Annotated in this window: 19 protein-coding genes; 10 read left to right on the top strand and 9 right to left on the bottom strand. The window is 57.9% G+C overall.

The features are described from left to right. Nucleotides 1–4 precede the first annotated feature (4 nt). Genes pqiA through rlmKL form a run of 3 tightly spaced genes read right to left on the bottom strand, consistent with a single transcriptional unit; the run spans nt 5 to nt 5299 of the window. Entirely contained in the window at nt 5–1258 is a 1254-nt protein-coding gene (gene pqiA, locus BN3796_RS12350; RefSeq protein WP_061708622.1) for a membrane integrity-associated transporter subunit PqiA, read from the bottom strand. Between the two features lie 12 nt (nt 1259–1270). Next, the gene (locus tag BN3796_RS12345; protein WP_061708621.1) at nt 1271–3178 is read right to left on the bottom strand and encodes an ABC transporter ATP-binding protein; all 1908 of its coding nucleotides are present in this window, start codon (nt 3176–3178) and stop codon (nt 1271–1273) included. A gap of 12 nt (nt 3179–3190) precedes the next feature. Then, nucleotides 3191–5299 carry a bifunctional 23S rRNA (guanine(2069)-N(7))-methyltransferase RlmK/23S rRNA (guanine(2445)-N(2))-methyltransferase RlmL gene (gene rlmKL, locus BN3796_RS12340; protein ID WP_061708620.1) on the bottom strand — a complete coding sequence of 703 codons (2109 nt, stop codon included), beginning with the start codon at nt 5297–5299 and terminating at the stop codon, nt 3191–3193. Nucleotides 5300–5397: 98 nt separating this feature from the next. On the opposite strand from rlmKL, the gene BN3796_RS12335 reads away from it, so the two are divergent. Beyond that, the gene (locus BN3796_RS12335) at nt 5398–6507 is read left to right on the top strand and encodes a YcbX family protein (RefSeq protein ID WP_061708619.1); all 1110 of its coding nucleotides are present in this window, start codon (nt 5398–5400) and stop codon (nt 6505–6507) included. On the opposite strand, the gene zapC is transcribed toward BN3796_RS12335, so the two are convergent. Both zapC and pyrD read right to left on the bottom strand, forming a co-directional pair. Next, complete coding sequence (zapC, locus tag BN3796_RS12330) at nt 6504–7046, bottom strand: cell division protein ZapC (protein ID WP_061708618.1); 543 nt, start codon at nt 7044–7046, stop codon at nt 6504–6506. The two genes, BN3796_RS12335 and zapC, sit on opposite strands and share 4 nt — an antisense overlap. A 167-nt stretch (nt 7047–7213) precedes the next feature. Next, nucleotides 7214–8224, bottom strand: coding sequence for a quinone-dependent dihydroorotate dehydrogenase (gene pyrD, locus BN3796_RS12325; RefSeq protein WP_061708617.1), 1011 nt, complete (start codon nt 8222–8224; stop codon nt 7214–7216). A gap of 248 nt (nt 8225–8472) precedes the next feature. Here pyrD and ssuE point away from each other — a divergent pair, with 248 nt between their 5' ends. From ssuE to ssuB, 5 genes are read left to right on the top strand one after another with little or no spacing between them, the layout of a single operon-like run. Further along, on the top strand, nt 8473–9048 hold the full coding sequence (gene ssuE, locus BN3796_RS12320) for an NADPH-dependent FMN reductase (RefSeq protein ID WP_061708616.1): 576 nt from the start codon (nt 8473–8475) through the stop codon (nt 9046–9048). Further along, nucleotides 9041–10003 (top strand): sulfonate ABC transporter substrate-binding protein, encoded by a 963-nt coding sequence (locus BN3796_RS12315; RefSeq protein WP_061708615.1) that lies wholly within the window; start codon nt 9041–9043, stop codon nt 10001–10003. Before ssuE ends, BN3796_RS12315 begins: the two co-directional genes overlap by 8 nt. After that, nucleotides 10000–11145, top strand: coding sequence for an FMNH2-dependent alkanesulfonate monooxygenase (ssuD, locus tag BN3796_RS12310; protein WP_061708614.1), 1146 nt, complete (start codon nt 10000–10002; stop codon nt 11143–11145). Before BN3796_RS12315 ends, ssuD begins: the two co-directional genes overlap by 4 nt. A gap of 10 nt (nt 11146–11155) precedes the next feature. Beyond that, the gene (ssuC, locus tag BN3796_RS12305; protein ID WP_061708613.1) at nt 11156–11947 is read left to right on the top strand and encodes an aliphatic sulfonate ABC transporter permease SsuC; all 792 of its coding nucleotides are present in this window, start codon (nt 11156–11158) and stop codon (nt 11945–11947) included. Continuing rightward, nucleotides 11944–12729, top strand: a complete 786-nt coding sequence (gene ssuB, locus BN3796_RS12300) for an aliphatic sulfonates ABC transporter ATP-binding protein (RefSeq protein ID WP_061708612.1) — start codon at nt 11944–11946, stop codon at nt 12727–12729. Before ssuC ends, ssuB begins: the two co-directional genes overlap by 4 nt. 112 nt (nt 12730–12841) lie before the next feature. On the opposite strand, the gene pepN is transcribed toward ssuB, so the two are convergent. Beyond that, nucleotides 12842–15454, bottom strand: a complete 2613-nt coding sequence (gene pepN / locus BN3796_RS12295; protein ID WP_061708611.1) for an aminopeptidase N — start codon at nt 15452–15454, stop codon at nt 12842–12844. A 263-nt stretch (nt 15455–15717) separates the two neighbouring features. Here pepN and pncB point away from each other — a divergent pair, with 263 nt between their 5' ends. From pncB to aspC, 4 genes are all read left to right on the top strand, one after another. Further along, entirely contained in the window at nt 15718–16920 is a 1203-nt protein-coding gene (pncB, locus tag BN3796_RS12290) for a nicotinate phosphoribosyltransferase (protein ID WP_061708610.1), read from the top strand. A 168-nt stretch (nt 16921–17088) separates the two neighbouring features. Continuing rightward, nucleotides 17089–18489, top strand: a complete 1401-nt coding sequence (asnS, locus tag BN3796_RS12285; RefSeq protein WP_061708609.1) for an asparagine--tRNA ligase — start codon at nt 17089–17091, stop codon at nt 18487–18489. Between the two features lie 604 nt (nt 18490–19093). Next, entirely contained in the window at nt 19094–20200 is a 1107-nt protein-coding gene (locus tag BN3796_RS12280; protein ID WP_061708608.1) for a porin, read from the top strand. Between the two features lie 180 nt (nt 20201–20380). Beyond that, nucleotides 20381–21571, top strand: coding sequence for an aspartate transaminase (gene aspC / locus BN3796_RS12275; protein ID WP_061708607.1), 1191 nt, complete (start codon nt 20381–20383; stop codon nt 21569–21571). Nucleotides 21572–21628: 57 nt separating this feature from the next. Here aspC and BN3796_RS12270 read toward each other — a convergent pair whose 3' ends face one another. From BN3796_RS12270 to ldtD, 3 genes are all read right to left on the bottom strand, one after another. Beyond that, nucleotides 21629–22276: an MBL fold metallo-hydrolase gene (locus BN3796_RS12270; protein WP_061708606.1), complete on the bottom strand. Its 648-nt coding sequence runs from the start codon at nt 22274–22276 to the stop codon at nt 21629–21631. 16 nt (nt 22277–22292) lie between these two features. Then, the gene (locus BN3796_RS12265; protein ID WP_061708605.1) at nt 22293–22844 is read right to left on the bottom strand and encodes a YcbK family protein; all 552 of its coding nucleotides are present in this window, start codon (nt 22842–22844) and stop codon (nt 22293–22295) included. A gap of 176 nt (nt 22845–23020) precedes the next feature. Continuing rightward, nucleotides 23021–24841 carry a L,D-transpeptidase gene (gene ldtD, locus BN3796_RS12260; protein ID WP_061708604.1) on the bottom strand — a complete coding sequence of 607 codons (1821 nt, stop codon included), beginning with the start codon at nt 24839–24841 and terminating at the stop codon, nt 23021–23023. Nucleotides 24842–24855: the final 14 nt, after the last annotated feature.

Genomic DNA, 24855 nt, shown 5'->3' with positions numbered 1-24855 from the left:
GCTCTTATCTTTCCTCATGGCTTGAATCTGGCTCACGATCCCACGATAACCGAGGGTCGAAGGTCATGGCCGCAAACATCGTCATAATAACGACCAGCGCAAACATCAGCGCTCCCATCGCGGGATAAATACTCATCAGCCCTCCCATACGCACCAGCGCAGAGAGTACGGCTATTACAAACACGTCGATCATCGACCAGCGACCAACAAACTCAACCACTTCATAAATAAGGTGCATGCGCTCGCTATCGCGCCTGCCGTGCCCTTTCGCATCCCAGCAAAGCCAGGCGATGGCGATCATTTTGAGGGTCGGCACCATGATGCTGGCGATAAAAATCACCATTGCCACCGGGTAGGAGCCTTCTCCCCAGAGCAAAATGACCCCCGCCAGGATGGTCGAGGGCATCTTATCGCCGAGCAGATCGGTGATCATGATCGGCAAAATATTGGCGGGCAGATAGAGCATCAGGGAGGTCACCAGCAGCGCCATCGTCCACTGCAGGCTATTTTTACGTCGCACATCTCCTTTGGTCAGGCAGCGCGGGCAAACCGCAGTGTCGGCCGGCAGCACCGCGGTACAGCAGGCGCAGGAGCGCAGCCCCTGACGGATCCCCGCGACGCCCACCTTCAATGGCTGTGTCAGCACCGGCGCGGGGGCAATATCGTCCCACACCCAGCGGCGGTCCACGCACTGAAAGGCGCGAAGCTGCACGATACAGAAGAGACACCAGGGGATAAAACTGCTGCCGATGCCAATGTCGCCATAGGCCATCAGCTTAACGAAACTCACCAAGATCCCCGCCAGGAAAATCTCCGCCATTCCCCAGCTTTTCAGCAGGAAAAGGATGCGGGCGAGACGGGCTTTAAGCACAACCGGCATCTGTACCCGGTTGACCAGCAGCAGAATGATCGCCAGACAGAGCGCCGGCACTATCTGCACGAAGAGCAGAAAGAAAGTGCCGAGGCTGGCGTAATCTTCTGAGAAGAGGACGGCAGGGATCTCAAGCAGCTTTACTTCGCTGGTCATTCCGCCCACTTTCATGTTGACGAACGGAAAGAGGTTGGAGAGCAGCAGCATGAACAGCGCCGCCACCGCATAGGCGGTGGGACGTTGTCGGGGAGCATCCCAGCGGGTGGTCAGCGTCGCGCCGCAGCGCGGGCATTCCGCCCGCTCTCCCTGCCCAAGCTCGGGCAACGCCACGAGCAGATCGCATTGCGAACACAGTATATGCCGGTCGGCATGGTGCTGATCACACATAGAGGTTCCTGTTTACGCGCCATTTTTCAGAGACTCAAGGTACTCCCACCGCTCAAAAGCCTCTTCCAGCGCCTGCTCGGCCTGGGCAAGCTCTGCCAGTATTTTTTGAGTATAGTCGTGCGGCTGACTAAAGAATGAGGCATCGGCGACCTGACTTTGTAACGCCTCAAGCGCGGCCTCCAGCTCTTCAAGCCGCTGCGGTAAGCCTTCCAGTTCGCGCTGCAGGTTATAGCTTAGTTTGGTCGTTGATTTTTTGACACTTTCTGCTTTTACCGCAGGGGTCGCGACGCTCTCTTTCGCTTTCGGCTGCTTTTGCGCCAGAGACTGCGCCTGCTGACCGCGCGCGTCGTGGTAGCCGCCGACATACTGCCCGATACGGCCCTGGCCTTCAAAGATCCAGCACTCGGTGACGGTATTATCCACAAACTGACGATCGTGGCTGACCAGCATCACGGTACCCTGATAGCCATCAATCAACTCTTCCAGCAGCTCCAGCGTTTCGACATCGAGATCGTTGGTCGGTTCATCGAGGATCAGCAGATTGCTGGGCTTAAGGAACAGACGCGCCAGCAGCAGACGGTTACGCTCCCCGCCCGACAGCGCCCGCACCGGGGTCATCGCCCGTTTCGGGTGGAAGAGAAAGTCCTGCAGATAGCCCAGCACGTGGCGCGGCTTGCCGTTGACCATCACCTCCTGCTTGCCCTCGGCCAGGTTATCCATCACCGTTCTGTCAGGATCAAGCTCGGCGCGATGCTGGTCAAAATAGGCGACCTCCAGCTTGGTACCGCAGTGAATGCGCCCGCTGTCCGCCTTCAGCTGGCCCAGCATCAGCTTCAGCAGGGTGGTTTTACCGCAGCCGTTCGGACCGATGAGCGCGATTTTATCGCCGCGCTGAACCTGCGCGGAAAAATCGTTTACCAGCACTTTGCCGTTGACCTGGTAGTTGACGTTTTCCATCTCAAAGACGATTTTGCCGGAGCGGGAGGCCTCTTCCACCTGCATCTTCGCGCTACCCATCACTTCCCGGCGTTCGCTGCGCTCGCGGCGCATCGCTTTAAGCGCGCGCACGCGCCCTTCGTTACGGGTACGACGCGCCTTGATGCCCTGGCGGATCCACACCTCTTCCTGCGCCAGCTTGCGATCAAACTCGGCGTTTTGCAGCTCTTCTACCCGCAGGTTCTCCTCTTTTTCCAGCAGGTAGGTGTCGTAATCCCCCGGATAGGTCACCAGCTTGCCGCGATCGAGGTCGACGATGCGGGTCGCCATGTTGCGGATAAACGAACGGTCATGGGAGATGAAGATAATGGTGCCGCTAAAGGATTTCAGGAACCCTTCCAGCCAGTCGATAGTTTCGATATCCAGGTGGTTAGTCGGTTCGTCGAGCAGCAGCACCTTCGGCCCGCTGACCAGCGCGCGGCCCAGCGCCGCCTTACGCAGCCAGCCGCCCGAGAGCGAGGCGAGCGGCGTATCGGCTTCCAGCCCGAGCTGCGCCAGCACCTCGTTAATACGATTCTCCAGCTGCCACAGGCCGTGGTGGTCGAGCAGCTCCTGTACGCGGGCCATCTCGTTGAGGTTTTTGTCGCTCGGATCGCTCATCACCAGATGGGAGATCTCGTGATAGCGTTTCAGGTACTCCGCCTGCTCTTCAATCCCCTCGGCGACAAAATCGTACACGCTGCCCGCCACGTTACGCGGCGGGTCCTGCTGCAGGCGGGATACAATCAGATCCTGCTCGTAAACGATGCGCCCGTCGTCCAGCCCCTGTTCGCGGTTGAGGATCTTCATGAGCGTCGATTTACCCGCGCCGTTGCGCCCTACCAGACAGACGCGCTCGTTGTCCTCGATGTGCAGCTCTGCGTTATCAAGAAGCGGCGCGTCGCTAAAGGAGAGCCAGGCGCCGTGCATACTAATCAGTGACATCTGTTATTCCTTTCAGGCTGCGGTAATCAGCCAGCAGTTATGGATCTGACGGTTACGGGCAAAATCCTGAGAGAGGGTTTTTTGGCTAATCTCTTGTGCCTTCAGCCCAAGCGCTGCCAGCCCGTCGTGATCCATGCGGAAACCGCGTTTGTTGTTTGAGAACATGATCGTTCCCCCCTTGCGCAGCAGACGCTTGAGATCGGTCATCAGGCGCAGGTGATCGCGCTGAACGTCAAAGGTCTCTTCCATACGCTTGGAGTTGGAGAAGGTCGGCGGATCGATAAAGATCAGGTCGAACTGTTCATCGGTGTCCCGCAGCCAGCCCAGCACGTCGGCCTGCATCAGGCGATGCTGACGTCCGGTCAGGCCGTTAAGCCGCAGGTTGCGCTCCGCCCACTCCAGATAGGTGCGCGACATATCCACCGTGGTAGTGGAACGCGCGCCGCCGAGCCCCGCATGAACGCTGGCGCTGCCGGTATAGGAGAAGAGGTTGAGGAAATCTTTCCCTTTGCTCATCTGCCCCAGCATACGACGGGCGATACGGTGGTCAAGGAACAGACCGGTATCAAGATAGTCGGTCAGGTTCACCCACAGGCGGGCGTTATATTCGCCCACTTCGATGAAATCCCCCTTCTCGTTCATCTTCTGGTACTGGTTTTTCCCTTTCTGTCGTTCGCGGGTTTTCAGCACCAGCTTGTTGGGGGCGATGCCCAGCACGTTGATGGTGGCGGCGATAATATCCAGCAGACGCTGACGCGCTTTTTGCGCATCGACGGTTTTCGGCGGCGCATACTCCTGCACCACGATCCAGTCAGCGTAGCGGTCAACCGCCACGTTATACTCCGGCAGGTCGGCGTCGTAGAGGCGATAGCACTCAATCCCCTCCTGCTTCGCCCACTTTTCAAATTTCTTCACGTTTTTGCGCAGACGGTTGGCGTAATCTTCCGCCACCGTGGCAGGACGGCTGTCGCCCTCTTTCTCCGCCAGATGGTAGTTCTTCTGCACGCAGTCCAGCGGGCCGTTTTTCGCCTTGAATTGACGCTCGGCGCGCAGCTGCAGGCAGCTTAACAGCTCCGGCGAGGCGCTAAACAGCGACAGGTTCCAGCCGCCAAAGCGATCCTTCAGGTTGCGCCCCAGCAGGCTGTGCAGGGCAATCAGCGCCGGTTCACTGTCCAGACGCTCCCCGTAGGGCGGGTTGCTGATCACGGTGCCGTAAGGCCCTTTCGGCAGCGGATTGGTCAGCTGCGCCACATCCTTTACCTCAAAGTCGATCAGCTCGCCAATTCCGGCGCGGCGGGCGTTGCTGCGCGCGCGTTCAATGACGCGAGCGTCGCTGTCGGAGCCGTAGAAGCGGGAGCCGTAGTCGGCAAGCCCCTTGCGCGCGCGGGTTTGCGCTTCGGCTTTGACCTCTTTCCAGATAGCCTCGTCGTGCTGCGCCCAGCCGCCAAAGCCCCAGTGGCCGCGGTGCAGGCCCGGCGCCCGGTCGGTGGCCCACATCGCCGCTTCAATCAGCAGCGTGCCGGAGCCGCACATCGGATCGAGCAGCGGCGTGCCCGGCTGCCAGCCGGAGCGCATGACGATTGCCGCCGCGAGGTTCTCTTTGATTGGCGCCATGCCGGTGCGATCGCGATAGCCGCGCAGATGCAGCCCTTCGCCGCTCAGATCCAGCGAGATATTCGCCGTCTCTTTATTAAGCCAGACGTTAATCCGCAGGTCAGGGCTTTCGCGATCCACATTAGGACGCTCCAGATTTTTACGGGTGAAGCTGTCGACGATGGCATCTTTCACCTTCAGCGCCCCGTACTGGCTGTTGCGGATTTCGTCGTTCAGCCCGTTAAAATGGACGGCAAAGGTAGCGCCTGGCGCGAAGATCTCTGTCCAGTCAATCGCCTGCACGCCGAGATAGAGATCAAGATCGCTGTAGACCTTACAGGCTCCCAGCGGCATCATGATGCGCGAGGCGAGACGGCTCCACATCAGGCTCTGGTAAATAAGCCGCGTGTCGCCCTCAAAATGGACACCACCCTGAACCACCTGGCACGCCTGCGCGCCCATTCCTTCCAGTTCAGTTTTTAACAGCTCTTCCAGCCCACGGGCCGTACTGGCAAACAGAGAATTCATATCGTCACTTTTACTCTAAGAAAATTGCTGCGCATTATAGCCAATCTCCGGTGTATGTCATAAAGTTGAGGGCTTATTTTCATCGAAGGGAGAATACGATGCCGACTTTATCCAGGCTTTTCATCCATCCGGTTAAATCGATGCGCGGGATTGGCCTGACGCATGCGCTGGCCGATTTTAGCGGTTTTGCCTTCGATCGTATTTTTATGGTGACGGAAACTGACGGCACCTTTATTACCGCCCGGCAGTATCCGCAGATGGTTCGCTTTTTCCCGGCGCCGCTGCACGACGGGCTGCATCTGACCGCGCCGGACGGCTCAAGCGTTGTCGTCCGCTTCAGCGATTTCGCCGCCGTCGATGCCCCCACTGAAGTCTGGGGCAACCACTTCACCGCCCGCATTGCCCCCGAGGAGATCAACCGCTGGCTGAGCGGCTTTTTCGCCCGCGATGTGCAGCTGCGCTGGGTCGGGCCGCAGTTGACCCGCCGCGTGAAGCGCTTCGAGGCGGTGCCCCTCTCTTTCGCCGACGGCTTCCCTTTCCTGCTGACTAACGAAGCCTCCCTGCGGGATTTGCAACACCGCTGCCCCGCCAGCGTTCAGATGGAGCAGTTTCGCCCGAATCTGGTGGTCACCGGCGCGCAGGCATGGGAGGAGGATACCTGGAAAACGATCCGCATCGGCAGCGTCATATTTGACGTAGCCAAACCGTGCAGCCGCTGTATTTTGACCACCATCAGCCCGGAAAAAGGGCAAAAACATCCCGCCGGCGAGCCGCTCAAAACGCTGCAGTCGTTTCGCACCGCGCAGGATAACGGCAACGTGGATTTTGGGCAGAACCTTATTCCTCGTTCCAGCGGCGTGATCCGCGTTGGCGATGAGATCGAAGTTCTCGCTACCGCCCCGGCTAAAGTTTACGGGCCAGGCGAAGAGAGCGAACCTGTCGAGCGTGAAACGCAGCCGAGCGCAACGGTGGATATCGAATGGCAGGGCCAGGTGATACGCGGTAATAATCAGCAGGTTTTGCTGGAACAGCTTGAGCAGGCCGGGATCCGGGTGCCTTACTCCTGTCGGGCGGGTATTTGCGGATGCTGTCGCGTCAGGCTGGTTGAGGGAGAGGTCAGCGCGCTGAAACAGTCGGCGGTGGGCAACGATGGCACCATCCTCTGCTGCAGCTGCGTGCCGGCGACTTCACTACGGCTGGAGCCTTAAACGGCCTGTTCGAAACGGTAAGATTCGGCGATCGGTAGCGGCTTGAGCCGATCGTTCATCACCTTAATTGCATCCCCCAACTGCATGGTACGCCCGGCAATCACCACGCCGGGCTGGGCCAGCAGGCAAAGCGCGGCATTTTCGCCCGGCTCCACCACCAGCAGACTTACCTCTTCGGCGGTATCGCTCAGATTAACGCAGGCGGCATCGCCAGGAGCGGGCGTCCACGGCGCGCCGTGGGCCATAAAATGCCAGCTTTTGGGCATCTGGGGTTTCAGGAAGCGGATAGCCACCAGCGCATTGAGCACCAGTTCAGCACGCTGCTCTTTCGAAAGCTGAAGATCGCGGCATTTCTCTTCGAAGGAGAAGTAGAGGGCGGCGTCATCCACGCAAAAGCCCGACGGCGCAAAGGCGTCCGGCGTCAGCATTCGGCGCGCAAAACGGGAGCGAAAAAGCATACCATTGGCGAGATCGAGCATCATGCGATCGTGTTCTTCGCAATAATACCAGCGCCAGTTATCGTCAGGTTTAATTCGCATTGGCCCTCACCTCCCCGTTTAAACATCCTGTTCAGAAAATGTCCTTATTGCCGCTTCGCTTACTACATCAATAATAAAAGACCATCATGTCTAAATAAGCAACAGGGAGGGAATATAAAACAACCAGGGATGGAAATAAACCCCTGGCCGTCTGTTTAGCGACCTGGCTAGATAAAGTTAACGATCTCTTTAATCAGCGGCGGGCCTTTGAAAATGAAGCCTGAATAGATCTGCACGAGGCTGGCGCCAGCGGCCATCTTCTCACGCGCGGCGATAACTGAATCAATGCCCCCCACGCCAATAATGGGTAAACGGCCATTTAATTCCACAGCTAATGCCCGAATAATTTCGGTACTTTTTAACTGCACCGGACGCCCGCTGAGTCCTCCCGTTTCGTTACAATACTGCATCCCCTGAACCAGGGAACGATCGAGGGTGGTATTGGTGGCAATCACACCATCGATATTATGGCGAATTAAGCTGTCCGCTACCTGAATCAATTCCTCATGAGAAAGATCCGGGGCGATTTTTACCGCGACCGGGACATATTTATGGTGGGTGGCCTGCAGCGCCTGCTGCTTATTTTTAATGGCGCTCAGCAGATCGTCCAGCGCCTCGCCATATTGTAACGTGCGCAGCCCCGGGGTATTGGGCGAGGAGATATTGATGGCGATATAACCCGCATAGGCATAGATTTTCTCCATACAAATCAGATAGTCATCTTTGCCTTTTTCTACCGGCGTATCTTTATTTTTGCCGATATTGATCCCCAGCACGCCGTCGAAATGGGCTTTTTTAACGTTCTCCACCAGATGATCGACGCCCAGGTTATTGAAGCCCATGCGGTTGATGAGCCCTTCGGCTTCCACCAGACGGAAGAGGCGCGGCTTGTCGTTACCCGGCTGCGGGCGCGGCGTGACGGTGCCGATTTCAATGGCGCCAAACCCCATCGCGCCCAGCGCATCAATGCACTCGCCATTTTTGTCCAGCCCGGCCGCCAGGCCCAGCGGATTCTTAAAGGTTAACCCCATGCACTGAACCGGTTTTGCCTGCACCTTCTGGCGCACCAGCGCTTCAAGAGGGGTGCCGGTAATACGGCGCAATTGCTGAAAGGTCAATTCATGAGCGCGCTCGGGGTCGAGCTGGAAAAGGGCTTTACGAACGAAGGGGTAGTACATGAACTCTCCTGGATTCCCGGTGTGCAAACCGGGAGGGGATTATGGGCGATCCCGCCGGGAAAAGGAATTGACCTGCGGCAAAAAAAGCGGTCGAAACGCAATCGTTTTCTTTTCCGCTGCTTTCTTATGCGATTTCTGGCTTTGGTATCTCAGATAAATCATTTAGTGGAACAGGCCTGCGGTGTCACACTTCGAACAATGGTTATGAATGTCAGGCAAAAGCAAACTAATAGTTATAAGGAGAGTCTATGCGCGTCATTACGTTGGCCGGAAGCCCGCGCTTCCCTTCCCGCTCCAGCGCCCTGCTGGAATATGCCCGCGAACAGCTAAGCGCCCGCGACGTCGAGGTGTGCCACTGGAATCTTCACAACTTTGCGCCGGAAGATCTGCTTTATGCCCGCTTCGACAGCCCGGCGCTGAAGGCGCTCTCTGAACAACTTGAGACGGCGGATGGGCTGATCGTGGCTACACCTGTCTACAAAGCCAGCTTTTCCGGCGCGCTGAAAACCTTGCTCGACCTGCTGGCGGAGCGCGCGCTGGCAGGCAAAGTGGTGCTCCCCCTGGCGACAGGCGGCACCGTCGCCCACCTGCTGGCGGTTGATTATGCCCTCAAGCCGGTACTGAGCGCCCTGAAAGCGCAGGAGATCCTGCACGGCGTCTTTGCCGACGATACCCAGGTGCTGGAGTACCAGCATAGCCCGCGCTTTAGCGCGCATCTGCAGCACCGCCTTGACGAAGCGCTGGAGAGTTTCTGGCAGGCGCTGCGTCGCCGCGCCGTGCAGCCCCCCGCCTTTACCCACCTGCAGGGAGTCGCCCATGTTTAAATCCGCTATTCGCCTCGGGCTGGCGGGACTTTTGTCCCTCTCCGCTTTCGCGTACGCCGCCGAACCTGCCCCCGCCAGCCTGCGCATCGGCTATCAGAAAGGCAGCGTCAGCATGGTGCTGGCAAAGAGCCACCAGCTTTTAGAAAAGCGCTATCCCGCCACCCGCTTTTCATGGGTGGAGTTCCCCGCCGGGCCGCAGATGCTGGAGGCGCTTAATGTCGGCAGCATCGATCTCGGCAGCACCGGCGATATCCCGCCCATCTTCGCCCAGGCGGCGGGAGCCGATCTGGTTTATGTGGGCGTTGAGCCGCCCAAGCCGAAAGCGGAGGTTATTCTGGTTGCCGACAAGAGCCCCATTAAGCGCGTGGCGGATCTGAAGGGCCGTAAGGTGGCGTTCCAGAAAGGTTCCAGTTCGCACAATCTTCTGCTGCGCGCCTTACAGCAGGCAGGGCTGAGCTTTAAGGATATCCAGCCGGTCTACCTTACTCCGGCGGACGCCCGCGCCGCCTTTCAGCAGGGCAACGTTGACGCCTGGGCGATCTGGGACCCCTACTACTCGGCCGCGCTGCTGCAGGGGGGCGTAAGGGTGCTGAAAGATGGCGAAACCCTGAAGCAGACCGGCTCTTTCTATCTGGCGGCTCGCCCCTATGCCGAAAAGAACGGCGCGTTTATTCAGGGGGTGCTGGATACCTTCAGCGAGGCGGACGCCCTCACCCTGAGCCAGCGTCAGGCGAGCATTGCTCTGCTGGCAAAAACCATGGGGCTACCTGAGCCGGTGATTAGCAGCTACCTGGATCACCGCCCGCCCACCGTCATTAAACCGGTTGATGCAGACACGGCCGCGCGCCAGCAGCAGACCGCCGATCTGTTTTACGAAAATCGCCTTGTGCCGAAAAAGATCGCCATTCGCGAGCGCATCTGGCAACCCACACTTCAAAAAGGAGCGAAATCATGAACCTGAATCTCTTCTGGTTTTTACCGACCCACGGCGACGGACACTATCTGGGGACGGAACAGGGCGCCCGCCCGGTCGACCATGGCTATCTGCAGCAGATTGCGCAGGCGGCTGACAGGCTCGGCTTTACCGGCGTGCTGATCCCGACAGGTCGCTCCTGCGAGGATGCCTGGCTGGTCGCCGCCTCCATGATCCCGGTGACCCAGCGTCTGAAGTTTCTGGTGGCGCTGCGCCCCAGCGTCACCTCCCCTACCGTGGCGGCGCGCCAGGCCGCCACGCTGGATCGTCTCTCCAACGGCCGCGCGCTGTTTAACCTGGTGACAGGCAGCGATCCGCAGGAGCTGGCGGGCGACGGTGTCTTCCTCGATCACACCGAGCGTTACGAAGCCTCCGCCGAGTTTACTCGCGTGTGGCGTCGTCTGCTGGAGGGTGAGACGGTGGATTTCGAGGGCAAGCATATTCATGTGCGTGGGGCGAAACTGCTCTTTCCTCCGGTGCAACAGCCGCGTCCGCCGCTCTACTTTGGCGGATCGTCAGACGTGGCGCAGGATCTGGCCGCAGAACAGGTCGATCTCTATCTGACCTGGGGCGAGCCGCCGGAGCTGGTAAAAGAGAAGATTGAGCAGGTGCGCGCTAAAGCGGCCGCGCTCGGGCGTACGGTGCGTTTCGGCATCCGTCTGCACGTCATTGTGCGTGAAACTAACGAAGAGGCCTGGCAGGCCGCCGATCGCCTGATCTCCCATCTGGATGACGCCACCATTGCCAAAGCGCAGGCGGCGCTGGCCAAAACCGACTCCGTCGGCCAGCACCGGATGGCCTCGCTGCATAACGGCAAGCGGGAAAATCTGGAGATTAGCCCCAACCTCTGGGCGGGCGTGGGGCTGGTGCGCGGCGGCGCAGGCACCGCGCTGGTGGGCGATGGCCCGACCGTGGCGGCGCGTATCAATGACTACGCGGCGCTGGGCATCGACAGCTTTATCCTCTCCGGCTATCCCCATCTGGAAGAGGCTCTCCGGGTGGGGGAACTGCTTTTCCCGCATCTTGACGTGGCTATACCCGAGGTGCCGCAGCCGCGCCAGCTTCAGCAGCAGGGCGAAGCGGTGGCTAACGAATTTATCCCGCGCCGCGTGGCGCAAAGCTAAGGAGGCGCGGATGACAAATCCTTCCCGTAAATGGCTGCTGCGCATTGCCCCCTGGCTTTTGCCCGCCGCTATCGTCGCGATCTGGCAGGTTGCCTCCGCCACCGGCTGGCTCTCCAGCCGCATTCTCCCCTCTCCCGAGGGGGTGGTGGAGGCGTTCTGGTCACTGAGCGTCAGCGGCGAACTCTGGCAACATCTGACGATCAGCGCCTGGCGCGCGTTCATCGGTTTTTCCATTGGCGGCGCCATCGGCCTGACGCTGGGGCTGATAAGCGGCCTGTCGCGCTGGGGCGAAAGGCTGCTGGATACCTCCATTCAGATGCTGCGCAACGTGCCGCATCTGGCGCTGATCCCGCTGGTGATTTTGTGGTTCGGCATTGATGAAACCGCAAAAATCTTTCTCGTGGCGCTGGGGACGCTGTTCCCCATCTATATCAACACCTGGCACGGGATCCGCAATATCGATCGCGGGCTGGTGGAGATGGCGCGCAGCTACGGGCTGTCGGGATTCGCTCTGTTTATCCATGTGATCCTGCCCGGCGCCCTGCCCTCAATTATGGTGGGAATACGCTTTGCCCTGGGTCTGATGTGGCTGACGCTTATCGTGGCGGAGACCATCTCCGCTAATGCCGGTATCGGCTATCTCGCCATGAACGCGCGCGAGTTCCTGCAAACGGATGTCGTCGTGGTGGCGATTATCCTCTACGCCCTGCTCGGCAAGCTGGCCGATCTTAGCGCCCAGTGGCTGGAGCGCAGCTGGCTGCGCTGGAACCCGGCTTACTCCCTTAAGGAGGCTAACGTATGAATACCGCTCGCTTAAACCAGGGGACGCCGCTGCTGCTCAACGGCGTCACCAAACGCTACGGCGCCACAACGGTGCTTAACGGGCTCGATCTGCATATTCCCGCCGGGCAGTTTGTTGCTGTCGTCGGGCGCAGCGGCGGCGGAAAGAGCACCCTCCTGCGCCTGCTCGCCGGGCTGGAATCCCCCAACGGCGGCGAGCTACTGGCGGGTACGACGCCGCTTGCCGAACTCCAGGAGGATACGCGCATGATGTTTCAGGAGGCGCGCCTGCTGCCATGGAAAACGGTGATTGATAATGTGGGGCTCGGCCTGAAGGGAGAGTGGCGGCCGGCGGCGGCGCAGGCGCTGGCTTCGGTGGGGCTGGAGCACCGCGCCGGGCTGGAGCACCGCGCCGGTGAATGGCCCGCCGCGCTCTCCGGCGGGCAGAAACAGCGCGTGGCGCTCGCCAGGGCGCTGATCCACCGCCCGGGCCTGCTGCTGCTTGATGAGCCGCTCGGCGCGCTCGACGCCCTGACGCGCATTGAGATGCAGGATTTGATCGCCTCCCTGTGGCAAACCCACGGCTTTACGGTGCTGCTGGTAACGCACGATGTGAGCGAGGCGGTAGCGATGGCGGACAGGGTTTTGCTGATCGAAGAGGGAAAAATTGGCCTGGATGTGGCGGTGGATCTGCCGCGTCCGCGCCGGACTGGCTCCGCGAGGCTGGCTGAACTGGAGGCGCAGGTACTGGAGCGGGTAATGCAGCGTGGCGCAGGCGAATTACCTGCCCGCAGGCACGGATAAAAAAAGCCGGGCGGCGCTGACGCTTGCCCGGCCTACAGAGAGTACTGCCCCGGCAGGCCCGGTAAGCATCGCGCTACCGGGCCCTCGCCTTATCCGGCACGGAGAGGACCTGTCAGGCTAACGCTTTCGTAATCTTCTCGAACAGATCACCCGAAAGATTCTCCAGCCCTTTCAGCTGCTCCAGCGCGGCGCGCATCATCCCCTGACGCTTCTCATCGTAACGCTTGAGACGGATCAGCGGTTCGATCAGGCGTGACGCTACCTGCGGGTTACGGCGGTTCAGCTCGGTCAGCATCTCCACCATAAACTGATAGCCGCTGCCATCCTCCGCATGGAAGGCCGCCATGTTGGCGCTGGCGAAGGCGCCAATCAGCGAACGAACACGGTTCGGGTTGCTCAGGGTGAAGGAGCGATGCGTCAACAGGCTGCGCACCTTGCTCAGCGCATCGGCTGCCGGGCTGGTGGATTGCAGAATGAACCACTTATCCATCACCAGACCATCCTGATGCCACTTGTCGTCATACTCCTGCATCAGGGTGTCGCGGCACGGCAGTTCCGCCGCCACGCTCGCCGACAGCGCCGCCAGCGCGTCGGTCATGTTATCCGCTTCGTGATACTGCTTGCTCACCAGGCGATCGGCCAGTTCAGCGTCGCCAAAGGCCAGATAGCGCAGGCAGGTGTTACGCAGGGAGCGTTTACCGATATCGGCATGCTCCACGCGGTAGCCGTCCAGCTTGTTGGCGTTATAGATCGCCAGGAACTCGTCCGCCAGCTCGGTCGCCAGGGTGCGGGTCAGCGCTTCGCGCACCGTCACGATGGCAATCGGATCGATGATCTCAAACAGCTCGGCAATCTCGTTTGCGGAAGGCAGCGTCAGGATCTCCGCCGCCAGCGCCGGGTCGATTTTCTCATCCAGCAGAATAGCGCGGAAGGCGTCAGCCACATGCACCGGCAGCGACAGCGGCTGGCCCTGCTGGTGGCGGTTGACGTTAATCTTAATGTAGGTCGCCAGCAGGCTCTGGGCGGCATCCCAGCGGGAGAAGTCGTTGCGCGCATGGCGCATCAGGAAGGTGAGCTGCTGATCGCTCCATTTGTACTCCAGCTTCACCGGGGCAGAAAATTCGCACAGCAGCGCAGGCACCGGCTGGAAATAGACCTTGTCAAAGATAAAGGTCTGCTCCGCCTGGGTGACGTTGAGTACGTTATGCACCGGATGGCCGCCCTTCTGCAGCGGGATAACGTTGCCTTCGTTATCATACAGCTCAATGCTGAACGGGATATGCAGCGGCAGCTTCTCCTCCTGCTCGGCGGTCGGCGGCGTGCGCTGGCTGATGGTCAGGCTATATTGTTCGGATTCCGGATTGTAATCATCCTTCACCGAGACGATCGGCGTCCCCGCCTGGCTGTACCAGCGGCGGAAATGGGAGAGATCGACATTGGAGGCATCTTCCATCGCCTGCACGAAATCGTCGCAGGTCGCCGCGCTGCCGTCGTGACGCTCAAAGTAGAGCTGCATTCCTTTCTGGAAGTTCTCCTCTCCCAGCAGGGTGTGCATCATGCGGATCACCTCTGCCCCTTTTTCATAGACGGTCAGGGTGTAGAAGTTGTTCATCTCGATCACCTTATCTGGGCGAATCGGATGCGCCATCGGGCTGGCGTCCTCCGCAAACTGCAACCCACGCATGGTGCGCACGTTGTTGATGCGGTTCACCGCACGCGAGCCGAGGTCAGAGCTGAACTCCTGGTCGCGGAATACCGTTAAGCCCTCTTTCAGGCTCAGCTGGAACCAGTCGCGGCAGGTGACGCGGTTGCCGGTCCAGTTGTGGAAATATTCGTGGCCGATAACCCGTTCGATATCGAGATAATCTTTATCGGTGGCGGTATCGGTACGGGCCAGCACATATTTGGAGTTAAAGATGTTCAGCCCTTTGTTCTCCATCGCTCCCATATTGAAGAAGTCGACGGCGACGATCATATAGATGTCGAGATCGTACTCCAGACCAAAGCGCTCTTCGTCCCACTTCATGGAGTTTTTCAGGGAGGTCATCGCCCAGGGCGCGCGATCCAGATTGCCGCGATCGACAAACAGCTCCAGCGCCACTTCACGACCGGAACGGGTGGTGAAGGTGTCGCGCAGCACGTCGAAATCGCCCGCCACCAGCGCAAAGAGATAGCACGGCTTCGGGAACGGGTCCTGCCACTGCACCCAGTGGCGGCCATTCTCCAGCTCCCCTTCCGCCACGCGGTTGCCGTTAGAGAGCAGGAACGGGTATTTGGTTTTGTCGGCAATAATTTTGGTGGTAAAACGCGCCAGCACGTCCGGGCGATCCAGATACCAGGTGATGTGGCGGAACCCTTCCGCTTCACACTGGGTGCAGAGCGCCTCGCCTGACTGATAAAGCCCCTCCAGCGCGGTGTTAGCCGCGGGGCTGATTTGGGTCACGATGCGCAGGCTAAAGCGATCCGGCAGATTGCTGATGACCAGCTGGTTCTCTTCTTCTTTATAGTCGGTCCAGGCTTCATCGTTAACCTGCAGAGAAACCAGCGTCAGCTCCTCCCCATCCAGGCGCAGCGGGAGATCGGCTGCCCCTTGTCGCGTCACCTGACTGACGGCGGTTACAACGGTTTTAGTGGCATCCAGGTCAAAAGTCAGATCGATATCGCTAATCAGGTACGCCGGCGCACGGTAGTCGTGGCGGTATTTGGCTTGAGGCTGTTGTGTCATAGAAAACCTTATGCATCGTTGTCGAATAACGAATCCAGTCTATTCCTGTTGTGTAGATCGCGCTACGCAGAATCTTCATCTTTTCAGGCACAAACTCTTTTTTTGCTACATTTGTATAACACTGGCACAAAATGCGCTCGACCATCAGAACAGCTTATGATGTGATCGGGGTTCAATAAATCGCTAAACAAGGTATACTTCAGCGGTTTCTGTAGTTGTTTAATGTACTAAACGCTCCCGTATGAGGATGCTACCGGGCACCTATGACACAATTCGCTTCTCCTGTTCTGCATACGTTGCTGGATACCGATGCGTATAAACTGCACATGCAGCAAGCCGTTTTTCACCATTACTATGACGTAGAGGTAGCGGCTGAATTTCGCTGCCGCGGTGACGATCTGCTCGGCATTTATGCTGACGCTATTCGTGAACAGGTCGATGCCATGCAGCATCTGACGCTTCAGGATAACGAGTTCCAGTGGCTCTCCGGTCTGCCTTTCTTTAAACCCGACTACCTGGCCTTTCTGCGCGACTTCCGCTATAACCCGGCGCAGGTCACCGTCAGCAACGATAACGGCAAACTCAATATCCGTCTGGCTGGCCCGTGGCGCGAAGTGATCATGTGGGAGGTTCCCCTGCTGGCGGTAATTAGCGAGCTGGTACACCGCTTCCGCACGCCGGAAACCGGCGTGGATCAGGCGCTCGCCACCCTTGAAAGCAAGCTGGCTGATTTCGCCCGGCTGACCGGAACGCTGGATATGTCCCGCTTCCGTCTGATGGATTTTGGCACCCGCCGCCGTTTTTCGCGCGAGGTTCAGCAGGCGATTGTTGAACGCCTGCAGCAGGAGCCGTGGTTTGTCGGCACCAGTAATTACGATCTGGCGCGCCGCCTCAACCTGACGCCGATGGGGACGCAGGCCCACGAATGGTTCCAGGCGCACCAGCAGATCAGCCCTGACCTGGCGACCAGCCAGCGGGCGGCGCTCGCCGCGTGGCTTGAGGAGTATCCCGACAGACTCGGCATCGCCCTGACCGACTGCATTACCATGGATGCGTTTTTACGCGACTTCGGGCCGGAATTTGCCACCCGCTATCAGGGGCTGCGCCACGACTCCGGCGATCCGGTGGAATGGGGCGAGAAGGCGATCGCCCATTATGAAAAGCTGGGCATCGATCCGCTCACCAAAGTGCTGGTATTTTCCGATAACCTGGATCTTAACAAGGCGGTCGCGCTCTATCGCCACTTCTCCTCCCGCATTAATCTCAGCTTTGGGATCGGTACCCGTCTCACCTGCGATCTGCCGCAGGTCAAACCGCTAAATATCGTCATTAAACTGGTGGAATGTAACGGTAAGCCGGTCGCGAAACTCTCCGACAGCCCGGGCAAAACCATCTGCCATGACAAAGCGTTCGTGCGCGCCCTGCGTGAAGCGTTCGATCTGCCGCAGGTCAAAAAAGCGAGCTAACCTTCCCGGGGAGTGCTAAGCGCGCTCCCCTCTCTTATTTATTTCTGATTTCTTCGCTTTTCCCTGCGAAATCTGCTTGTCTGCTCGCGGATGCCAGGTAACATAGATATCCCCCCGATGAGGGCGGACAAGTGTTTATTTTTTCCGACTATTAACAGAGAGAATATTATGAGCGTTGTGCCTGTAGCCGACGTACTCCAGGGCCGTGTCGCCGTTGACCAAGAAGTCACCGTGCGCGGATGGGTGCGTACTCGCCGAGATTCTAAAGCTGGCATCTCCTTCCTCGCCGTCTATGACGGTTCCTGCTTTGATCCTGTACAGGCCGTCATTAATAATTCTCTGCCCAATTACAATGATGACGTTCTGCATCTGACCACCGGCTGCTCGGTTATCGTGACCGGGAAAGTCGTCGCCTCGCCGGGCCAGGGCCAGAGCTTTGAAATCCAGGCCACCCAGGTGGAGGTCACTGGCTGGGTGGAAGATCCTGATACCTATCCGATGGCGGCCAAACGCCACAGCATCGAGTATCTGCGTGAAGTGGCGCACCTGCGTCCGCGTACCAACCTGATTGGCGCGGTCGCCCGCGTACGTCACACCCTGGCGCAGGCGCTGCACCGTTTCTTCGATGAGCAGGGCTACTTCTGGGTCTCCACGCCGCTGATCACCGCCTCCGATACGGAAGGTGCGGGCGAAATGTTCCGCGTCTCTACGCTGGATATGGAAAACCTGCCGCGCACGCCGGAAGGTAAAGTGGACTACGACAAAGATTTCTTTGGCAAAGAGTCCTTCCTGACCGTGTCAGGCCAGCTCAACGGTGAAACCTACGCCTGTGCGCTCTCTAAGGTCTACACCTTCGGGCCGACTTTCCGCGCAGAAAACTCTAACACCAGCCGCCATCTGGCAGAGTTCTGGATGCTGGAGCCGGAAGTGGCGTTCGCCAACCTGGATGATGTCGCCGGTCTGGCGGAAGCGATGCTGAAGTATGTCTTTAAAGCGGTGCTCGACGAGCGCGCGGATGACATGAAATTCTTCGCCGAGCGCGTGGACAGCGATGCGGTAGCGCGTCTGGAACGTTTCGTCTCAGCTGATTTCGCTCAGGTGGATTATACCGATGCGGTAGCCATCCTCGAAAAATGCGGTGAGAAGTTCGAAAACCCGGTCTACTGGGGTGTGGATCTCGCCTCCGAGCATGAACGTTATCTCGCCGAGAAACACTTCAAAGCGCCGGTCGTTGTGAAAAACTACCCGAAAGATATCAAGGCGTTCTACATGCGTCTTAACGATGACGGCAAAACCGTTGCCGCGATGGATGTCCTGGCGCCTGGCATCGGGGAGATTATCGGCGGTTCCCAGCGTGAAGAACGTCTGGACGTGCTGGATGCCCGCATGGCAGAAATGGGTCTCAATAAAGAAGACTACTGGTGGTACCGCGATCTGCGCCGTTACGGCACCGTTCCGCACTCCGGCTTTGGCCTGGGCTTCGAGCGTTTGATCGCCTATGTCACCGGCGTTCAGAACGTACGTGACGTAATCCCCTTCCCGCGTACGCCGCGCAACGCAACTTTCTAATCGTGCTTCATCCATGGCCAGCCTCTGCTGGCCATTATTTTATGCTGCAATGTCAATCAATGTCAGTTGAAAGTCAAAATATTAAAAGTGCAACCCCGCCAAAAGCTCCAGCTGTTACCTTTTATTTCCACGAAACATCTTTTTAAGAAAAATAATCCCTACTCTCCTTGCGCCTAATACTTTCCTCAAGCTTTAGCACAAAATTCGAACAATTTATAAGCCTTCCGGACGGCCAAATAGCGCTATAAGAAAAGATCACCTGTTTAGCCGCCGTTAATATGAAAAACCTTTATCCAAATTAAAGATAGGCATTTCATATAGATAGAATAAAGAACGGCTGTTTATTAAGCGATTGGTTCTGAAGTTTGAGTTAGTTCACAAAGTTCCATAAATTACATAAATTCTTACATATAATTTCTTTTTGTTACTTAATCTTTATGTTTGTAGCACTTTCCGGGTAGCGAAACGCTTAGTGGAATGGAAAGATGCCTGTCAGACACAAAAAGACACCAAACTCTCATCAATGGTTCCGGAAATATTTATTGACAGAATTTATTGGCGGCAGTGGCGAGTGTCATAAAAAAACCAATGAGGGTAATAAATAATGATGAAGCGCAATATTCTGGCAGTGGTTATCCCTGCCCTGCTGGTAGCGGGCGCAGCTAACGCTGCAGAAATCTACAACAAGAGCGGTAACAAGCTGGATTTTTACGGCAAAGTTAACGCCGAACACGATTTCGTGACCTCCGGGGATGACACCTCTAACAACGACGCGACCTACGCGCAGATCGGTTTCAAAGGCGAAACTCAGATCAACGATCAGCTGATCGGTTACGGCCAGTGGGAATACCGCTTCATGGCGAACCAGGCTGAAAACACCGCGCAGTCCAACAAAAACCGTCTGGCATTCGCGGGCCTGAAAGCAGGCGACGCGGGCAGCATCGACTACGGTCGTAACTACGGTATCGTCTACGACGTAGGTTCTTACACCGATATGGCGCCATCCTTCTCCGGTATGACCTGGGCTGGCAACTACGTTGACAACTACATGACCAGCCGTGGTACCGGTCTGCTGACCTACCGCAACAGCGATTTCTTCGGTCTGGTTGACGGTCTGAGCCTGGGCGTACAGTACCAGGGCAAAAACGACCGTGACAACGTCTACACCTCTAACGGTGACGGCGTAGGTTACTCTCTGGGCTATGACTTCGCTGAAGGCTTTGGCGCTATCGCTTCCTACAGCAACGCAAACCGTACTCTGGATCAGAAAGAAGATGGTAAAGGCGATAAAGCGGAAGCCTGGGGTGTGGGTCTGAAATATGACGCCAACAACATCTACCTGGCGGCCACCTACGCAGAAACCCGTAACACCACCCGTACCGGTAGCGACGGCGACGCCGGTTTTGCTAACAAAACTCAGAACGTAGAGTTGGTTGCTCAGTACCAGTTCGACTTCGGCCTGCGTCCGGCTATCTCCTACGTGCAGACCAAAGGTAAAGATCTCTCTCCGGTTGGCAGCTTCGACGGTGGCGATGCGGATCTGGCGAAGTTCATCCAGGTTGGCGCGACTTACTACTTCAACAAGAACTTCAACGTGTGGGCTGACTACTACATCAACCTGCTGGATGAAGACGACGCGTACACCTCTGAAGTTGGCGGCATCAACGGCAACAACGATATGGCTGCCGTGGGCGTGACCTACCAGTTCTAATCAGAACCGCACGACATGCTTAAGAAACAGGGCTTCGGCCCTGTTTTTTTTATGTCTGAAAGCGAAAAATAGCGTCTTTTGAAAAGCCGCACGCTTTTTCTCGCAAACGGTTGGCATTTTGTAAATTCACCGTTAACCTGATAGCGGATTTCACTTCTGTAATCACAATGGAACTTCGTCATGTTTGAGAACATTACCGCCGCTCCTGCCGACCCAATTCTGGGCCTGGCCGATCTGTTTCGTGCCGACGATCGCCCCGGAAAAATCAACCTGGGTATTGGTGTATATAAAGATGAAACCGGCAAAACTCCGGTACTGACCAGCGTTAAAAAAGCTGAGCAGTATCTGCTGGAAAATGAAACCACCAAGAACTACCTGGGCATTGATGGTATCCCGGAATTTGGTCGTTGCACCCAGGAACTGCTCTTCGGTAAAGGCAGCGCTATCGTCAGCGATAAGCGCGCCCGCACTGCGCAAACCCCTGGCGGTACCGGCGCCCTGCGCGTCGCGGCGGATTTCCTGGCTAAAAACACCGATGTGAAGCGCGTCTGGGTAAGCAACCCAAGCTGGCCGAACCATAAGGGCGTCTTTAACTCCGCGGGTCTGGAGGTGCGCGAATACACTTATTATGACGCGGCCAACCATGCGCTGGACTTTGACGGCCTGCTGGCAAGCCTGAACGAAGCGCAGGCGGGCGACGTGGTGCTGTTCCACGGCTGCTGCCACAACCCAACGGGTATTGACCCGACGCTTGCGCAGTGGGAGCAGCTGGCGAAACTGTCGGTTGAAAAAGGCTGGCTGCCGCTGTTCGACTTTGCCTACCAGGGCTTTGCCCGCGGTCTGGAAGAGGATGCCGAGGGCCTGCGCGCCTTTGCAGCCGTCCATAAAGAGCTGATTGTCGCCAGCTCCTACTCCAAGAACTTTGGCCTTTACAACGAGCGCGTGGGCGCCTGCACGCTGGTGGCGGCCGATACAGAGACGGTCGATCGCGCCTTCAGCCAGATGAAATCCGTGATTCGCGCGAACTACTCCAACCCGCCGGCACACGGCGCTTCCGTGGTCGCGACCATTCTCAGCAACGACGCCCTGCGCGCCATCTGGGAGCAGGAACTGAACGATATGCGCCAGCGCATCCAGCGCATGCGTCAGCTGTTCGTCAATACGCTGGCGGAGAAAGGGGCCAATCGCGACTTCAGCTTTATCATCCGTCAGAACGGGATGTTCTCGTTCAGCGGCCTGACCAAAGAGCAGGTGCTGCGTCTGCGTGAAGAGTTTGGCGTCTATGCGGTGGCATCGGGCCGTGTGAACGTAGCGGGCATGACCCCGGACAACATGGCGCCGCTGTGCGAAGCGATCGTCGCCGTGCTGTAATCGCTCCCCGACCTACAAAAAAGCCTGCATCATGCAGGCTTTTTTATTCATGGCGTATTACCAGATGGGCATCTCATCCTGCAGGAAGGGATTGTGCAGGCGCTCGTAGCCCAGCGTGGAGAGCGGACCGTGTCCAGGAATAAACGTCACATCATCGCCTAACGGCAACAGCTTCTGTTTAATCGACTGGATCAGCGCGCCATGGTCGCCGCGCGGAAAGTCGCTGCGCCCCACGCCGCCTTTAAATATCACGTCGCCGGAGATCAGCAAACGCGACCGGGCATCAAAAAAGACAATATGGCCGGGAGTATGGCCTGGGCAATGTAACACCTCTAGCGTGACATTTCCTACGCTCACGCTCTCCCCTTCTTTCAGCCAGCGATCGGGCGTCAGCGGCTGACACTCGTCGAGACCAAACATACGGCTTTGGGCAGGCAGCCCCTGTAGCCAGAACTCATCCTCTTTTTCCGGGCCGATCACCGGCACGCCGTAATGTTGCGCCAGTTCCGCCGCCGCCCCCACATGATCAAGATGACCATGGGTCAGCAAAATTTGCATCAGCGTCACGCCGGACGCTGCGACTTCTTGTTTGATCGTTTCGGCGTCACCGCCGGGATCGACAAGCGCGGCCAGTCGGGTCTCTTCACACCAGATCAGCGAACAGTTCTGGGAGAACGCGGTAACCGGAATAAGACGATAGTTCATGCTGCTCCTTTCATTATTACCAGTGCCGTACCGGCCCGGTATCAATATGCACAAAGTTGCTACGAGGGTAATATCCTACACCACCCGCGCGCATAGATAACGCAGCTTTGCGAATATTGGCTAATGAAACGCCTTCAATATGAAAATCCATCGCCTGCCCTTTCGTGTGGTAGCTGTGTTTCGCTACCCCGCGGCTGTGGGCGCGCAGTTCATTGTTGGTATCCAGAGAACGGTAACCAGAAATAAGCTGCACCGGCCTGTTGCTGCCAAGCAGTCCCTGGAGTCGATAAAGCTGGTCGAATAATCCCGGATCGATCGCTTTCACTTTATTCGCGCGGAAATCACGGAAAAAATGGTTAAGTCTTGCTAATTCATCCTGAATATAGCCTCTGCCATCAAAAAACTCTGCCCTGAGCGTTTCACCGGTATGTAAATTGTTAAGCGTTAAAACGCGCGGACGAGGTGTAGAGAGGGTGGCAAATGCTGGCGTCGGCAGGATGGCCGCGGCGCCGAGCGCAACGCCACCTAACGCCAGCAGTTTGCGGCGATTAGCGTCAAATTTGTCCATGATAATCAGGTCTACAGGTCAAAGTGGTCGTGAGTATGCTTAGCGCACGAGGGGCACCATAACTGCCTAAACCTTAGACGTCAAGGTACCCCATCCCAGGAAAAAGAGGGGCTGGCAGAACGCCGGCCCCCTTTTAGCCATAACTTACGACAATGTGTTTACCCGAAATGCTTCATTTACCTGATTAATTGTTCCGCTTTTGGCAGGATTTGTGCGCCGGATCGCGCGGTGAGATCGTAATTGTAAATATCTGTTCGATACTGGGTGCGTCCATCCGCCCCGACAAAGGCGGTCAGGTAGTAAAGATTGACCGGAATATTTTGCCGGATAGTGACGTAGCGCGTATTTCCCTGTTTCAGCGCGTCCGATATTCGCGAGTCGTTCCAGCCCGCATCCTGCAGCAGCATATTGGCCAGTTCAGACGCTTTATTCACCCGCACGCAGCCCGAGCTGAGCGCCCGCGTGTTTTTCTGAAACAGGTTGTGGTTAGGCGTATCGTGCAGGTAGATCGCATCCGAGCTCGGCATATTAAACTTGTAACGTCCTAACGAGTTACGCGCGCCCGGCGCCTGCTGGAAGCGGAAAGGCAGATTGGAGGCGGTAATCGTCGACCAGTCGACCTGATAAGGATCGATGGTCTGGCTGCTGTTCCAGCCGCGCATGACCGTATAGCCGTGTCGCTCCAGGTAACCCGGATCGTTTGCCACCTTCGGCAGGATATCCTTGCGCGCCAGGGTGGGCGGCACGTTCCAGGGCGGGTTTACGACCACGTTGTTCAGGGCGCTGCTCATCATCGGCGTTTTGCGATCCGGTCGGCCTACAATCACCCGGGAGGCGAGAACTTCACTGCCGTTCTGGTAATAGACCAGCGAGTAGGCGGGAATATTCACCATAATCCCGGTGGAGACCGTTCCAGGTAGCAGGCGCAGACGCTGTATATTGAGCGCCAGCACCCCGGCCCGCTGAGCGGGAGTCACGTTAAGCCAGTCGCGCGTGGTTTGGCCAATGACGCCATCAGCCCCCAGCCCCTGCATGGTCTGAAACGCTTTCACCGCCGCCACCAGCTCGCGATCGTAGGCGGCCGGTTTACTGGAGACCGCTTTCACCGGCACTTTTACCGGCGCCGACGGGCTGACCACCGCATCCTGCCCTTCGTCCCCCGGCAGGGCGATTTTCGGCCCGCCGTCAAGATAACCGGAACGCCGAAGGATCTCGCGTATCGCGGGCACATCGCTACTCCACTGGCCCGGTCGCAGCGACTGCGTGCCGCGGATCTGTGGCCAGGGGCGAGTGTCTGCCACCAGCGCAAACAGCGACCGGTGCATCGTCTCATATTGCGGGTGAGACGGGGCGAGGCTTGCGATAAAACGGGGCAGCTCGCCGCTGTCCAGCGCCAGCTGCCACTGGTTAATGACCGACAACGCTGGCGTCGCCAGCTTGTAGGGTTTGCTGCTGTAGAGCCAGCGGTTGCCATCCAACGGAATACCGGCCACAAACTGCAGATAGCCCATCATGGCGTCGGAGAGCACGACGTCACGCGCCATGCCGGTGACCGCAGGGTTGGTGAGAAGCTCAACCCAGGTGGTGAACTGCGGCTGAAAACCGGCAATTGCCACCTCCGCCAGCTGCTGCTGAAAGGCGCGTACCGCGTCACGATTGTCCCACATAGGGGTCATATCCCGCGCGGCGTAGAGCAGCGTCAGCTGATTGATATAGGCAGGCGTGTACCCGGCGGGCAGCCCGTCCATCAGCGTCTGGCGCAGCGTATCGGTATTGAAATCAGCCGGTAATGGTTTGATCCCCGCCATAATAGCCGTCGCGGGCGACTGCTCCAGCGGCTGGGAGAGCGAGGTGGGCTGTGCGCCCAGCGTGGCGGAACCGTCCACCGGCACGACCGCCGGTTCATCAGCCCATGCGTTACACAGTGGAGCAAATGTCGCTGCCAGGCACAAACTCAGCGCCGACAGCTGACAACTACATCGTTTCTTTAGCAACATCCCTTGCCCCCTGT

The organism is Pseudenterobacter timonensis (assembly GCF_900021175.1).
Lineage (GTDB): Bacteria > Pseudomonadota > Gammaproteobacteria > Enterobacterales > Enterobacteriaceae > Enterobacter > Enterobacter timonensis.
Note: the sequence above shows the minus strand (reverse complement) of the source record. Positions and strands in the feature narration are given on the sequence as shown.

Excerpts from the sequence above, each read along its gene's own strand:
- pqiA (WP_061708622.1), bottom strand. The coding sequence starts at position 1,258 with ATGTGTGATCAGCACCATGCCGACCGGCATATACTGTGTTCGCAATGC.
- BN3796_RS12345 (WP_061708621.1), bottom strand. The coding sequence starts at position 3,178 with ATGTCACTGATTAGTATGCACGGCGCCTGGCTCTCCTTTAGCGACGCG.
- rlmKL (WP_061708620.1), bottom strand. The coding sequence starts at position 5,299 with ATGAATTCTCTGTTTGCCAGTACGGCCCGTGGGCTGGAAGAGCTGTTA.
- BN3796_RS12335 (WP_061708619.1), top strand. The coding sequence starts at position 5,398 with ATGCCGACTTTATCCAGGCTTTTCATCCATCCGGTTAAATCGATGCGC.
- zapC (WP_061708618.1), bottom strand. The coding sequence starts at position 7,046 with ATGCGAATTAAACCTGACGATAACTGGCGCTGGTATTATTGCGAAGAA.
- pyrD (WP_061708617.1), bottom strand. The coding sequence starts at position 8,224 with ATGTACTACCCCTTCGTTCGTAAAGCCCTTTTCCAGCTCGACCCCGAG.
- ssuE (WP_061708616.1), top strand. The coding sequence starts at position 8,473 with ATGCGCGTCATTACGTTGGCCGGAAGCCCGCGCTTCCCTTCCCGCTCC.
- BN3796_RS12315 (WP_061708615.1), top strand. The coding sequence starts at position 9,041 with ATGTTTAAATCCGCTATTCGCCTCGGGCTGGCGGGACTTTTGTCCCTC.
- ssuD (WP_061708614.1), top strand. The coding sequence starts at position 10,000 with ATGAACCTGAATCTCTTCTGGTTTTTACCGACCCACGGCGACGGACAC.
- ssuC (WP_061708613.1), top strand. The coding sequence starts at position 11,156 with ATGACAAATCCTTCCCGTAAATGGCTGCTGCGCATTGCCCCCTGGCTT.
- ssuB (WP_061708612.1), top strand. The coding sequence starts at position 11,944 with ATGAATACCGCTCGCTTAAACCAGGGGACGCCGCTGCTGCTCAACGGC.
- pepN (WP_061708611.1), bottom strand. The coding sequence starts at position 15,454 with ATGACACAACAGCCTCAAGCCAAATACCGCCACGACTACCGTGCGCCG.
- pncB (WP_061708610.1), top strand. The coding sequence starts at position 15,718 with ATGACACAATTCGCTTCTCCTGTTCTGCATACGTTGCTGGATACCGAT.
- asnS (WP_061708609.1), top strand. The coding sequence starts at position 17,089 with ATGAGCGTTGTGCCTGTAGCCGACGTACTCCAGGGCCGTGTCGCCGTT.
- BN3796_RS12280 (WP_061708608.1), top strand. The coding sequence starts at position 19,094 with ATGATGAAGCGCAATATTCTGGCAGTGGTTATCCCTGCCCTGCTGGTA.
- aspC (WP_061708607.1), top strand. The coding sequence starts at position 20,381 with ATGTTTGAGAACATTACCGCCGCTCCTGCCGACCCAATTCTGGGCCTG.
- BN3796_RS12270 (WP_061708606.1), bottom strand. The coding sequence starts at position 22,276 with ATGAACTATCGTCTTATTCCGGTTACCGCGTTCTCCCAGAACTGTTCG.
- BN3796_RS12265 (WP_061708605.1), bottom strand. The coding sequence starts at position 22,844 with ATGGACAAATTTGACGCTAATCGCCGCAAACTGCTGGCGTTAGGTGGC.
- ldtD (WP_061708604.1), bottom strand. The coding sequence starts at position 24,841 with ATGTTGCTAAAGAAACGATGTAGTTGTCAGCTGTCGGCGCTGAGTTTG.